The 12050-nt window shown below is 65.5% G+C and carries 12 protein-coding genes; 5 read left to right on the forward strand and 7 right to left on the reverse strand.

Features of this window, described 5'->3' with window-relative positions:
* Positions 1-157: 157 nt before the first annotated feature.
* Positions 158-1828 carry a sensor histidine kinase gene (locus LQT98_RS19985; protein ID WP_199225893.1) on the reverse strand — a complete coding sequence of 557 codons (1671 nt, stop codon included), beginning with the start codon at positions 1826-1828 and terminating at the stop codon, positions 158-160.
* Between the two features lie 104 nt (positions 1829-1932).
* Entirely contained in the window at positions 1933-2445 is a 513-nt protein-coding gene (locus LQT98_RS19990) for a MarR family winged helix-turn-helix transcriptional regulator (protein WP_231464600.1), read from the reverse strand.
* 129 nt (positions 2446-2574) lie between these two features.
* Between LQT98_RS19990 and LQT98_RS19995 the strand changes: the two genes are divergently transcribed.
* The gene (locus LQT98_RS19995) at positions 2575-3477 is read left to right on the forward strand and encodes an EamA family transporter (protein WP_231464624.1); all 903 of its coding nucleotides are present in this window, start codon (positions 2575-2577) and stop codon (positions 3475-3477) included.
* A 45-nt stretch (positions 3478-3522) separates the two neighbouring features.
* Complete coding sequence (locus LQT98_RS20000) at positions 3523-4140, forward strand: nitroreductase family protein (protein WP_231464603.1); 618 nt, start codon at positions 3523-3525, stop codon at positions 4138-4140.
* 233 nt (positions 4141-4373) lie between these two features.
* Here the strand turns inward: LQT98_RS20000 and LQT98_RS20005 are convergent, their stop codons facing one another.
* Positions 4374-4772, reverse strand: coding sequence for a MerR family transcriptional regulator (locus LQT98_RS20005; RefSeq protein WP_231464606.1), 399 nt, complete (start codon positions 4770-4772; stop codon positions 4374-4376).
* 147 nt (positions 4773-4919) lie between these two features.
* Here LQT98_RS20005 and LQT98_RS20010 point away from each other — a divergent pair, with 147 nt between their 5' ends.
* Together LQT98_RS20010 and LQT98_RS20015 are read left to right on the forward strand one after the other, a co-directional pair.
* Positions 4920-6608 (forward strand): AMP-binding protein, encoded by a 1689-nt coding sequence (locus LQT98_RS20010; protein ID WP_231464609.1) that lies wholly within the window; start codon positions 4920-4922, stop codon positions 6606-6608.
* A 93-nt stretch (positions 6609-6701) separates the two neighbouring features.
* A complete protein-coding gene (locus LQT98_RS20015) occupies positions 6702-7373 on the forward strand; it encodes a UPF0149 family protein (RefSeq protein ID WP_048410442.1) in 672 nt (223 codons plus the stop codon).
* A 70-nt stretch (positions 7374-7443) separates the two neighbouring features.
* Here LQT98_RS20015 and LQT98_RS20020 read toward each other — a convergent pair whose 3' ends face one another.
* The 4 genes from LQT98_RS20020 to LQT98_RS20035 all read right to left on the reverse strand — a co-directional run bounded on the left by LQT98_RS20020 (position 7444) and on the right by LQT98_RS20035 (position 10863).
* The gene (locus LQT98_RS20020) at positions 7444-7863 is read right to left on the reverse strand and encodes a hypothetical protein (RefSeq protein WP_231464612.1); all 420 of its coding nucleotides are present in this window, start codon (positions 7861-7863) and stop codon (positions 7444-7446) included.
* A 423-nt stretch (positions 7864-8286) separates the two neighbouring features.
* Complete coding sequence (gene nemA / locus LQT98_RS20025) at positions 8287-9387, reverse strand: N-ethylmaleimide reductase (protein ID WP_231464613.1); 1101 nt, start codon at positions 9385-9387, stop codon at positions 8287-8289.
* Positions 9388-9430: 43 nt separating this feature from the next.
* A complete protein-coding gene (locus LQT98_RS20030) occupies positions 9431-10171 on the reverse strand; it encodes an NADPH-dependent oxidoreductase (protein ID WP_231464616.1) in 741 nt (246 codons plus the stop codon).
* Between the two features lie 95 nt (positions 10172-10266).
* The gene (locus LQT98_RS20035) at positions 10267-10863 is read right to left on the reverse strand and encodes a TetR/AcrR family transcriptional regulator (protein WP_231464619.1); all 597 of its coding nucleotides are present in this window, start codon (positions 10861-10863) and stop codon (positions 10267-10269) included.
* 165 nt (positions 10864-11028) lie between these two features.
* On the opposite strand from LQT98_RS20035, the gene LQT98_RS20040 reads away from it, so the two are divergent.
* Entirely contained in the window at positions 11029-11871 is an 843-nt protein-coding gene (locus LQT98_RS20040) for a ChaN family lipoprotein (RefSeq protein WP_231464621.1), read from the forward strand.
* Positions 11872-12050 lie beyond the last annotated feature (179 nt).

A 12050-nucleotide genomic window follows, 5' to 3' on the forward strand; every position in this document is an offset into this window, starting at 1 on the left:
ATGTCCAGGAACACCACGTCCACTTCGTGTTCCTGCAGGAATTTGAACGCTTCCAGCCCGTCTTCCACGCTGGCGACGATGTCGATGCGGCTGTGCTCGCGGATCAAATAGGCCAGCTCTTCGCGCGCCAGGTATTCGTCTTCCACGATCAGGGCTTTCAGCATGTCGGCTCCTCGGCGGCGGGCAGGTCGAAACAAACGGCGGTGCCGGGCTCCAGCCGGGTCAGCCGCAAGCCCTCGCCGTATAGCAGCTTGAGCCGCTGGTTGACGTTGCTCAGGCCGATGCTGCGGCTGGACAGCGTGCCGGCGGCCACGCCGTCCAGCACTTCCTGGCTGACGCCGTAGCCGGTGTCGCGCACGCAGACATGCACCTTGGCGCCGTCGCGCTTGACCGCGATGCTGACCCGGCCCGGCTCCTTGCGCGGCTGGATGCCGTGCAGGATGGCGTTTTCCACCAGCGGCTGCAACAGCAGGCTGGGGATGCGCACGTGCACGTCGTCGATGTCGAAGTCCACCGTCAGCTTGGCGCCGAAGCGCGCTTGTTCTATCGCCACGTAGTCGCGCACTTGCTGCAGTTCTTCCTGGATGTCGATCAGCCGGTCGCCCAGCGACAGGTTGTAGCGCAGGTAGTCCGCCAGGTTGGCGATCAGTTGGCGCGCCTGCTGCGGCTGGATGCGGATCAGCGAGGAGATGGCGTTCAGGGCGTTGAACAGGAAGTGCGGGTTGATCTTGCTTTGCAGCGCGCTGAATTCCGCCTTGCGCGCCATTTCTTCCAGCTGTTTGACCCGCGACACTTCCATCTGGGTGGAGATCAGTTGGGACAGACCCACCGCCACTTCGCGCAGCGGCGTGCTGATGCCGTGGCTCTTGCGGTAGAAGATTTTCAGCGTGCCGCTGACGCCGGCCTTTTCGCGCAGCGGGATGATGATGACGGAGTGGAAGTCCGCCAGGTGGTATTGCTGCAGATTGTTCTCGATGATGATCTGGTCGCCGGCGATGGCCTGGCGGGTGATGGCGCCGATGGCGGAGTGCTCGTCCATCTCGTAGTAGTCCTTGCCCAGGCCGACATAGGCCAGCACGTCCGAGGTGTTGGTGATGGCCACCGCGTCGGCGTCCAGCTGGTCGCGGATCACGGTGCAGACCTGGACCATGGCGTCGCGGTCCAGGTTCTGGAAATAGGGCAGGGTGCGGTTGGCGATGGTCAGCGCCAGCTTGGCCTGACGCGCGGCCAGCAGTTCTTTTTCGTCGTTCAGGTCTTGCACCAGCTTGATGATCAGGCCGACGCAGACGGTGCCGACAATCATCGGGAAGGCGATGTGGCTGACGATGGGCACGCCCACCGCCGGCTCGGTCAAGAGCAGGATCAGGCCCATGGTCAGCCCCTCGCATAGCATGCCGGCCAGGATGCCGTACAGCCACAGCCGCCCCCGGTCGGCGCGGCAGTGTATCCAGGTGGCCAGCAGGCCGGCGCAGACGCTGGAGATCAGGCAGGGCAGCGAGGTGTAGCCGTTGATGTCTATCAGGTAGCGGTGCAGGCCGGAGACGATGCCGGCTGGTATCCCCACCCAGGGGCCGAACAGGATGCCGCCGGACAGGATGGCGATGATGCGCACATTGACCAGGGAGCCGTCCACCGGAATGCCGGTATAGGTGCTGAACACGGCGAACAGGCAGAACAGCAGCGACACCGCCGCCAGTTCGGCCGGGCTGTGGTCCTGTTTGCGCAGCAGGTGTTGAAACGGGCGGGTGCGGGTGAGGAAGAACAGCGCCATCAACATCAGCGCCGCCCGTTCGAACACCGCCAGCAGCATGGCTTGGTTTTCTATCATGGCATCGGGAGTGGGGCGGCCGCGCCCGCTGGGGCCGGCCTCAAGCCCTGATTTTAAGCCATGCGGCGCGCTTTGGCCGCAGGCGGGCGCAGATTAGGCGGGCGTCATGACGCTGGAGGCTCCAAGGCCGCCAGCAACTCCGCCAGCTTGCGGTCCAGCGCGTCCTGGCTGCGCTGGTTGAGGCCGGACAGGATGGCGTGCTCGTTGGCCACGTGGGCGGTGACGGCGCGGTCTATCAGCTCCAGGCCGCTCTCGGTCAAGCGCACCAGGGTGCTGCGCGCGTCCTCGGCGCAGGCGGCGCGTTCGATCCAGCCCTTGCTTTCCAGCACTTTCAGCCGGTGGGTCATGGTGCCGGAGCTGATCATCAGCGAGGAGAACAGCGCGGTGGGCGCCAGGCTGTGCGGCGCGCCGGCGCGTCTGAGCGTGGCCAGCACGTCGAACTCCCAGCCGCTGAGCCCGAATTGCTCGAAAGTGGCGTCCAGCCTGTGCTGCAGCAGCACGGAGCAGCGGCGCAGCCGGCCGATCAGGCCCATCGGCGCCACGTCCAGGTCCGGCCGTTCCCGGTGCCATTGCGCCAGGATGGCGTCCACGGCGTCGCCGGCGTTCTGTTGCGTCATGCGCATTCCTTTATCTTGAATTCAAGATTTTATTTGTCTTGAATTCGAGGTAATATTATCTTGAATTCAAGTCAGTTTTCGATGCGATTATAAGCGATTGCGAAAGGAATGCCCATGTCTGCGCGCCTGATGGCCTCCCGTTGGAGCGATGTGTTGTTGACCGCGCTGGCTCCGGCGATCTGGGGCTCCACCTATATCGTCACCACCCAGCTGCTGCCGCCGGACCGGCCGTTCACCGCCGCCTTGCTGCGGGTGTTGCCGGCCGGCTTGTTGTTGATCCTGGCCAGCCGCCACTTGCCGCGGCGCGGCGAGTGGGGCCGTCTGCTGGTCTTGTCCGCCTTGAACATCGGCGTGTTCCAGGCGCTGTTGTTCGTGGCCGCCTATCGCTTGCCGGGCGGCCTGGCCGCGGTGCTGGGCGCCACCCAGCCGCTGCTGGTGATGGGCCTGGCCTGGGGGCTGGACGGCCGCCGCCCGGCGCGAGTGGCCGCCTGGGCCGGCATCGCCGGGGTGGCGGGCATGGCGGCCTTGCTGTTGTCGCCGGGCGCGGTCTGGGACGGCGTCGGCATGTTGGCGGCGCTGGGCGGCGCGGTGGCGATGGCCAGCGGCACTTATCTGACCCGGCGCTGGCGGCCGAGCGCGCCGCTCGCCGCCTTGACCGGCTGGCAACTGGCCCTGGGCGGGCTGATGCTGGCGCCGCTGGCCTGGGCGCTGGACCCGGCCTTGCCGGCGCTGGGCGCGACGCAGTGGCTGGGTTACGGCTATCTCTGCCTGTTCGGCGCCTTGCTGGCCTATTTATTGTGGTTTCGCGGGCTGGCGCGGCTGTCGCCGGTGGCGGTGTCCTCGCTGGGCCTGCTCAGCCCGCTGACGGCGGTGCTGTTGGGCTGGCTGTTGCTGGGGCAGGCCTTGGGGCCGCTGCAGCTGACGGGCCTGGCCACGGTGCTGGCCAGCGTGCTGGCGGTGCAGCGCAGCATGGCCGCGCCGCCGCCGGCGGAGAAGCAGATCATGACCGGCGCGGCGCGCGCGCGGTCTTGAGCGGTAATGGAATCAATCAGCAGCAATCAAATAAGGAGTCTGTTCATGAAGAGCGCTTTGCAAACCCTGCTGGAGCAGCGTGTGTCGGCCAATCACTTCGATCCCTCCCATGTGTTGGCGGACGCGGAGATCGAGCAATTGCTGAACGCCGCCACCCGCGCGCCGTCGGCCTACCATTTGCAGAACTGGAAGTTCGTCGCGGTGCGCAGCGCCGAGGCCAAGCGCCGTTTGCAGGCGGCCAGCTACGGCCAGCAAAAAGTGGCGGACGCGGCGGTGACCTTCATCTGCTGTGGCACGCTGAACGCGCATCGCGGGCTGGAGGCGTCGCTGCGGCCGGCGGTGGACGCCGGCATTCTGCCGCCGGAGGTCAGCGACAGTTGGCAGCGCGCGGCGGAGAACGCCCACCGGGACGACGCGCGCGCGCAGCGCGACGAGGCGATCCGTTCCGCCTCATTGGCGACGATGGTCTTGCTGCTGGCGGCGGAGGCGCGCGGCCTGGGCAGTTGCGCGATGGGTGGTTTCGACGCGGCCGCAGTGGCGCGGGAGTTTGGCCTGGGCGCGGACGAGTTGCCGGTGATGCTGGTGACGGTGGGGCGGGCGGCGGCCGGCAATTGGCCGCAGAAGCCGCGTCGGCCGGTGGCCGAGGTGATGGTTTGGGCTTGATGGCCTGCTTGATCGTGAGCTGGTTTTGAGAGCCAGCTCAATGTCCGCCGCATTCGCGCAGGCGGGACTTTGAGCCGGTTCGCCGCGATCGGAACGTGTTTACGATCTCGCGAGCTAAGGCGAGACAAGGTGTTGTGGCTGAGAAAGCGGAATGTACGCGTGGTACATGAGCATTTCGAAACCGTACTCACCGTGTGACGTCTCACGACGCGCAGCAGATCGTAAACAGGTTCTCAGGCGCTGCGCGCGGCCGGCGGCTGCGCCAGCACCGTGCGGCAGTGGTTTTCCAGGCGGGTGATTTCTTCCAGTACGGCGTCGATGTCGCGGCGCTGTTCTTCCAGCAGGCGGCGGCGTTCCAGCACCAGGTCCAGCAGTTTTTGCGACTGGCTGGCCTCGTCGTGGGCCTGTTCGTACAGGTCCAGGATTTCGCGGATGTCGGACAGCGACAGGCCGATGCGCTTGCCGCGCAGGATCAGCTTGAGCCGGGCGCGGTCGCGGCGGTTGAACACCCGCTGGCGGCCGTCGCGCTGCGGTTCTATCAGGCCCTGTTCCTCGTAGAAGCGGATGGTGCGCAGGGTGACGTCGAAATCGCGCGCCAGGTCGGAGATGCTGAAGAATTCGGGTTCGGTCATGGTGTGTTCCAGGGCAAGCGGCGATTGTAGCTTTTTTTTAACGCGTTCTCAGCCCTAGCATGATTTACGTTTACGTAATCGTCAACTTGTGGGATGAATGAAAAAAACAACAGCAATGCGTACCGTCCACCAGGAGAGAGAGATTCGATGACCTTGCCCAGCTATGTCCACGGCGCCAGCCCGCAGCCCTTGATCGGCCAGACCATAGGCCAGTTATTCGACCAGACCTGCCGCGAGCACGCCCGCCGTGAAGCGCTGGTGGTGCGCCACCAGCAGATACGCTGGAGTTACGAGGAATTGCAGGAACAGGTGGAGCGGCTGGCTTGTGGGCTGATCCGGCTGGGGCTCAAGCCCGGCGACCGCATCGGCATCTGGTCGCAGAACAACGCGGAATGGGTGTTGACCCAGTTCGCCACCGCCAAGGCCGGCCTGATCATGGTCAATATCAACCCGGCCTATCGCCGCTCCGAGCTGGAGTACGCGCTGAGCAAGGTGGGTTGCCGCGCATTGATCCTGTCGCCTAGTTTCAAGAGCAGCGATTACCTGGCGATGGCGGCCGATCTGCTGCCGGAGCTGGCCGCCAGCGAGCCGGGCCGGCTCAAGTCCGCGGCCATGCCGCAGCTGGAAATCGTCATTCGTCTGGGGCAGCAGCGCACGCCGGGCATGCTCAATTTCGCCGATCTGATGGCCGCGCCGTCGGCCGAGGAAAAGCAGGGCCTGCAAAGCCTGGGCGAGACGCTGCAGTTCGACGACGTGATCAATATCCAGTTCACCTCCGGCACCACCGGCAGCCCCAAGGGCGCCACCCTCAGCCATCACAACATCCTGAACAACGCATACTTCGCCGGCGCGGCGATGGCCTTCGGTCCGGACGACCGGCTGTGCATCCCGGTGCCGCTCTACCATTGCTTCGGCATGGTGCTGGGCACCTTGCTGTGCCTGAGCCACGGCGCGACCATGGTGTTTCCGGCGGAGAGCTTCGACGCGCAGGAGGTGTTGCGCACAGTGCAGGAGGAGGGCTGCACCGGCCTGCACGGGGTGCCGACGATGTTCATCTCGGTGCTGGACCGGCCGGACTTCTCCGATTATGACGTGTCCACGCTGCGCACCGGCATCATGGCGGGCAGCCCGTGTCCGATCGAGGTGATGAAGCGGGTGACCAGTCAGCTCAATATGAGCCAGGTGACCATAGGCTACGGCATGACCGAAACCAGCCCGCTGAGCTTCCAGAGCGCCACCGACACGCCGCTGGACAAGCGCGTGGCCACGGTGGGGCGCATTCATCCGCATGTGGAAGTGAAGATCGTGGACGTGGAAGGCCGCATCGTGCCGCGCGGTCAGAGCGGCGAGTTGTGCACGCGCGGTTATTCGGTGATGCCGGGCTATTGGGGCGACCCGGCCAAGACCGCGGAGGCGATAGACGCCGCCGGCTGGATGCGCACCGGCGATCTGGCGGAGATGGACGCGGACGGCTATGTCAACATCGTCGGCCGGGTCAAGGACATGGTGATCCGCGGTGGCGAGAACATCTATCCGCGCGAGGTGGAGGAGTTTCTCTACCGCCACCCCAAGATTCAGGACGTGCAGGTGATCGGGGTGCCGGACGAGCGCTTCGGCGAGGAGTTGTGCGCGTGGATCCGGCTGCGCGACGGCGAAAGCGCCGATGCCGACGATATCCGTGCTTTTTGCCAGGGGCAGATCGCGCATTACAAGATTCCGCGCTACATCGAATTCGTCGATAGTTTCCCGATGACCATCACCGGCAAGATCCAGAAGTTCGTGATGCGCGAGAAAATGAAGCAGAAGCTGGGGCTGGCGGACGGCAAAACCGCCTGACCCGTCTCAAACAATGGGCGCAAAAGCCCCGGCTCGCCGGGGCTTTTTGGCTTACAATGCCGCCAGACTGATCTTTAAGCTGAGGAATCCATCATGACTACCGTATTCAACGACGCCGATCTGCTGCGTCTGGAAAACCTGCTGACCCCCTTGTCCGCCAGCGGCAGCACCATGCGCCCGGACGAAGTGCAGGGCTTTTTCGCCGCGCTGGCGTGCGGTCCGGACGCGGTGGACGCCGATTTCTGGCTGGAGGAAGTGCTGGGCGACGCGCCGGCCTTCGAGAACGCGGACGACGCGGCGGAACTGAAAACCCTGCTGCAGAAGCTGTACGACGCCACCGCCGCCGCGCTGGCGGCCGGCGATGAGCTGGACCTGATCCTGTACGCGGAAGACGACAGCGACAGCGACGAGCCGGATTACTGGCCGTGGGCCAACGCCTTCCTCTACGCGCTGGACGTGGTGGACACCGATTGGTTCGAAGTGGCCGACGAGGACGAGGGCTTCGAAAGCCTGATGATGCCGATGCTGGTGTTGGGCGGCGCTTTCGAGCAGGAAGACGGCGAAGACCTGCTGACCTTCAGCGACGAGGAAGTGGAAGGCTACAAGGAAGAGCTGCTGGAAGCGCTGGGCGCGGTTCACACCTACTGGCGCGCCAAGGCGCAGGCGCCCAGCACCGTGCGCCGCGAAGGCGACAAAGTGGGCCGCAACGATGCCTGCCCGTGCGGCAGCGGCAAGAAGTACAAGGCCTGCTGCGGCCGCAACTGATTCCGCCAGCCGGAAGCAGGATCAAAAAAGGAAGCCCGCGGGCTTCCTTTTTTCATGCGCGCCGCGGCGATCAAACCGAGGCCGCGGCCTTGCGCTGCCGCGCGCGGGCGGCTTCCTGGGCGTTGAGGCGGTCGATGTAGTCGAACACGTCCAGCAGCGAGGTGGTCATCGTCAGCACTTGCCCCAGGGTGTTGAAGAAGCCTTCCCAATAACCGCTGGCGGCGCTGTCGTCGCTGAAGTCGATGTCGGCGGCGATCTGGCCCAGCAGGGTATGGGCTCCGCAACCGGGGTTGTCCTGCAGATACTTGATGAAATGTCCGGCGAACTCGCGGCCCAGCAGGCGCGCGGCGTGGCGGTCGTCCGTGGGCGGCACTTGCCAGCAATGGAAGCCGCGGCGGTTGGGCGCGCTGGCGGCGAAGGGCAGCTCCGCGCGGGGCACGGGGTCCGGGTCCGGGCGGTAATGGCGGCGGGATGGGGTTGTGATCGACATGATCTCCTCCGTGTAGCGGTTTTTCATCGCCACCTCCGCGGCCAAGCAGAGGTGGCAGACCGAACAGGGTTGGCCGACCGGACTACACGACTCCGGCACACCCGCGAGGGTGTCCCCACCCGGCCCGCCATTGTGAGCGCGCACGAGTGCAGCGATCCCGGCGCAAAGGTCAAGCGCGTGATCGCAGTGTAGTTTGTCGGACGGCCAAGTCCGGTGCCGCGAGGAACGGCACGGCAGCGATTGTGCACAGCCGGCGATGGACCGGTCAAGGCGCAGTCTGGGCGCAAACGCCCGTCAATGCTCGCTTACGCGGCCGGTATCGGCGCTGGGCGGCAAATAGCCTGCCGGCAAGCCCGGATGGATGCGGCGATGAAAAAGCGGCGCGTTCCCGTGGGGAGACGCGCCGCGTGCCTGGCGGTGAGCTTAGCTGTTCAGCGCCGGGTAGTCGGTATAACCGTGAGCGTCGCCGCCGTAGAAGGTCGCCGGGTCCGGCGGGTTCAGCGGCGCGCCGCTTTGCAGGCGCTCGGCCAGGTCCGGGTTGGCGATATAGCTGCGGCCGAAGGCGGCGGCGTCGATATAGCCTTGGCGGATCAGGGTTTCCGCTTTTTCCGCGGTATAGGCGCCGGCGCCTATGATCACGCCCGGATAACGCTGGCGCAGCGCCTGGCGGAAGCTCTCGTCCAGCACCGGGCCGCCGGCCCAGTCCGGTTCCGAGATGTGCAGGAAGGCCAATTTGCGCTTGGCCAGCTCCTCGGCCAGATAGAGCGCCATCTCCAGCTGATCGGTATTGCTGATGCCGTTGAAGACGCCCAGCGGCGAGATGCGGATGCCCACGTGCTCGGCGTCCCATTCCGCCACCACCGCGTCCACCACTTCCAGCAGGAAGCGCGCGCGATTGGCCACGCTGCCGCCGTATGCATCGGTGCGGACATTGGCCTGCGGCGACAGGAACTGGTCCAGCAGATAGCCGTGGGCGCCATGGATTTCCACCAGGTCGAAGCCGGCGCGGCGCGCGTTGTCGGTGGCGCGGCGGTAGTCTTCCAGGATGTCGGCCAGCTCGGATACTTCCAGCGCGCGCGGGGTGTCGCACTGCTCGCGCACCAGGCTGCCGTCGGCGGCGCGGATATTGGTGCGGCTGTCCGCCTGGATCGCCGACGGCGCCACCGGCGCTTCGCCGTCCGGCTGCAAGGAACGGTGAGAAATGCGGCCGGTGTGCCACAGTTGCAGCGCGGTCAGGCCGCCCTTGGCGTGCACCGCGGCGTTGACCTTGCTCCAGGCTTCCACTTGCGCCTCGCTGTAGATGCCGGGCGCGCCGGCATAACCCTTGGCGGTGGGGGAGATGTGGGTGCCTTCGGCCACGATCAGGCCGGCGCCGGCGCGCTGGGCGTAATAGGTTTCCGCCAGCGCGGTGGGCACGTCGCCCGGTTCGGTGTTGCGCAGCCGGGTCAGCGGCGCCATCGCCACGCGGTTTTTCAGGGTCACGGCGCCTACGCGCAGCGGGGTGAACAGTTTGTCAGCTTGCATTGCGGTTTCCTTGGCTCATTGCGAATAAAACGGGCGGGCGCGATCACTGATCGAAGCCGAAACCCTGTTTGCGCGCCACCGGCGCGACCTGCGGGAAATACACCTGGCGGTAGTACTGCGCGGTGTTGGCCGACCAAGGCTGGCCGTCGGTGCGCTGGATGGTCTGCCAGTAGTCCATGATGTCGGCATCGTATTGCGCGATCATAGCCGGCAGTTCCGCCGCCTGGTAGCGCTCGCGGTGCACGAAGCTGGCGCGCGGCAGCCGTGGCTTGATCGTGCTGTCCTGATCGGCGTAGCCCAGCACCACGCCCACCAGCGGGAAAGTCAGTTCCGGCAGCTCCAGCAGTTCCACCATGGCCTGCGGGTCGCGGCGGATGCCGCCGATGGGCACCACGCTGAGGCCGGCGGAGCGAGCCGCGGTCATGATGTTGCCCAGCGCGATGCCGGCGTCCACCGCGCCGACGGCGAAGGCTTCCACGCTATTGTGTATCACTTGCTCGTCGCCGGCCTTTTCCACGCCGATGCGGGTCTTGTAAAAGTCCGGGACGATGGCGACGAAGACTGGCGCCTGGGCGATCCACGGCTGGCCGCCGGCGATCTCGGCGATTTTCCGGCGACGCTCCAGGTCCTGTACCACCACCAGCGATACTTGCTGGCCATTGATGGAGGTGGGGCTTTTCCAGGCGGCGTCCAGCACCGCGTCCAGCACCTCGGTCGGGATGGGCTTGTCCTGGTAGCTGCGCACGCTGCGGTGTTCCCGCATCAGTTGCAGTGTCGAGTTCATGCTCGGTGTTCCTTAAAGTAGACCAGTCGTCTAGTTGTTGCTTCAAAATAACCCGCTCCGGGGAGCGGGGTGTGCTCGGCGCTGTTCCGTCTTGTTTACGGAGCGCGCAAAATCTGTTGCGTGTGCGCCATCGCCGCCAGCAGCGGGGCGCGCGAATGTTGGGTCTTGAACAGCAGCGCGCTGCCCACCCACAAGCTGTACAGCGCGCTGGCGGTTTCGTCCGGCAGCAGGTCCGGCAGCAGCGAGCCTTCCTGCTGGCCGCGGCGGATGCAGGCGGCCAGGTTGCGCACCACGAAGCTCATGCCCTCGGCCAGCGCTTCGCGCATCGGCTCGGACAAGTCGGACACCTCGGCGGCCAGCTTCACCGCCAGACAACAGCGTTGCGGCTCGTCGCAGCGATGGGTTTCCAGCCAGCCGTCGAAATAATGCAGTAGGCAATCGCGCGCGCTGCCGGCGTCCTTGGACAGAAACTGCACCAGTCTGCCGTCGTATTTCTCGAAGTAACGGCGCAGCAGCTCCACTCCATAGCCTTCCTTGCTGCGGAAGTAATGGTAGAACGAACCCTTGGGCACGCCGGCGGTGCCGAGGATTTCCGCCAGTCCCACGGCGGAGAAGCTCTTGCCGAGGATGATGGCTTCGCCGGTGGCGAGCAGGTGTTCGCGGGTGTCTGAAAACTGCTTGGGTCGTGACATGGGCTGAAGTCTACTAGACCGGTCGTCTAGTTTCAAGGGGAAATTGCAAACAGCGGCTATTGTATCAGCATGGCATTACAGTCGCCACTATTGATAATAAGAATCATTATTAATTAGAATGCTGGTTTTTGCGCCTGAAGCGCGCCGTTGCGAGAGGAAATCGCTATGAAGTCGATCTGGAAACTGCTGCTTATCGCGCTATTGAGCGGCTGTGCCGCGCTGGCGCCGGAAACCGAGCCGGCCGGCGATCCGCCCGGCCGCATCGTGGACCTGCGCAGCGGCGCGACGCTGCCGCCGGCGCAACTGCTGCGGCAATTGGCGGACACGCCGCGGCTATTGGTGGGGGAGAAGCACGATAACCGCGAGCACCACCGCATCGAGCGTTGGCTGGCGACGGAGCTGGCGGCGCGGCGGCCGCAGGGCAGCGTGCTGCTGGAGATGCTGACCCCGTCGCAGCAGGCCAAGGTGGAACAGGCGCAGGCCGGGCTGCGCGCCGGCCAATCCTGGTCCGGCGAGGCGCTGGCGCAGGCGGTGGACTGGCAGCCGGGCTGGCCGTGGCCGCTGTACGGCAAGCTGGCCGAGCATTTGCTGCGCGCGCCTTACCCCTTGCTGGCGGCCAATCTGGATAGAAACGAGATGCAGGCGGTGTACCGCAGCCAGGTGCAATTGCCGGGCCAGGCGTCCACGCGGCCGGAAGTGCGTGCCAAGCTGAGCGAATTGATCCGCGAGGAGCACGGCGGGGAGGTCAAGGCCGAACATCTGGCTTCGATGCTGGCGGTGCAGCAGGCGCGGGACCGACGCATGGCGGAACGGCTGCTGGCCGCGCCGGCGCCGGCCTTGCTGATTGCTGGCGCTTACCATGCCGCCGCCGACATCGGCGTGCCACTGCATGTGCGCGACTTGCAGCCGCAAGCGCCGCTGCGGGTGCTGATCTTGGCGGAGGAGGGCATGAAGCTGGACGCGCGCCAGGGCGATTACGCCTGGTTCGTCGCGCCGGCCCGGCCTTGACCCTGGTCTTTGCGCTGCGGCAATATATTGATAATGATTCTCATTACGTATAACATTCTCAACTCGAACAAATAGACTTTCGCTTGGATTTCCGATGATGAACACCATGAAACGAGCGGCGGTGGGCTGCGCGCTGGCAGGCGCGTGCTGGCCGCTGACGGCGCTGGCGGGGACCGGCG

The organism is Chromobacterium aquaticum (assembly GCF_021129195.1).
GTDB lineage: Bacteria > Pseudomonadota > Gammaproteobacteria > Burkholderiales > Chromobacteriaceae > Chromobacterium > Chromobacterium aquaticum.

What these genes read in the sequence shown, in the direction of transcription:
- LQT98_RS19985 (WP_199225893.1), bottom strand. Translation starts at nt 1,828, where the DNA reads ATGATAGAAAACCAAGCCATGCTGCTGGCGGTGTTCGAACGGGCGGCG.
- LQT98_RS19990 (WP_231464600.1), bottom strand. Translation starts at nt 2,445, where the DNA reads ATGACGCAACAGAACGCCGGCGACGCCGTGGACGCCATCCTGGCGCAA.
- LQT98_RS19995 (WP_231464624.1), top strand. Translation starts at nt 2,575, where the DNA reads ATGGCCTCCCGTTGGAGCGATGTGTTGTTGACCGCGCTGGCTCCGGCG.
- LQT98_RS20000 (WP_231464603.1), top strand. Translation starts at nt 3,523, where the DNA reads ATGAAGAGCGCTTTGCAAACCCTGCTGGAGCAGCGTGTGTCGGCCAAT.
- LQT98_RS20005 (WP_231464606.1), bottom strand. Translation starts at nt 4,772, where the DNA reads ATGACCGAACCCGAATTCTTCAGCATCTCCGACCTGGCGCGCGATTTC.
- LQT98_RS20010 (WP_231464609.1), top strand. Translation starts at nt 4,920, where the DNA reads ATGACCTTGCCCAGCTATGTCCACGGCGCCAGCCCGCAGCCCTTGATC.
- LQT98_RS20015 (WP_048410442.1), top strand. Translation starts at nt 6,702, where the DNA reads ATGACTACCGTATTCAACGACGCCGATCTGCTGCGTCTGGAAAACCTG.
- LQT98_RS20020 (WP_231464612.1), bottom strand. Translation starts at nt 7,863, where the DNA reads ATGTCGATCACAACCCCATCCCGCCGCCATTACCGCCCGGACCCGGAC.
- nemA (WP_231464613.1), bottom strand. Translation starts at nt 9,387, where the DNA reads ATGCAAGCTGACAAACTGTTCACCCCGCTGCGCGTAGGCGCCGTGACC.
- LQT98_RS20030 (WP_231464616.1), bottom strand. Translation starts at nt 10,171, where the DNA reads ATGAACTCGACACTGCAACTGATGCGGGAACACCGCAGCGTGCGCAGC.
- LQT98_RS20035 (WP_231464619.1), bottom strand. Translation starts at nt 10,863, where the DNA reads ATGTCACGACCCAAGCAGTTTTCAGACACCCGCGAACACCTGCTCGCC.
- LQT98_RS20040 (WP_231464621.1), top strand. Translation starts at nt 11,029, where the DNA reads ATGAAGTCGATCTGGAAACTGCTGCTTATCGCGCTATTGAGCGGCTGT.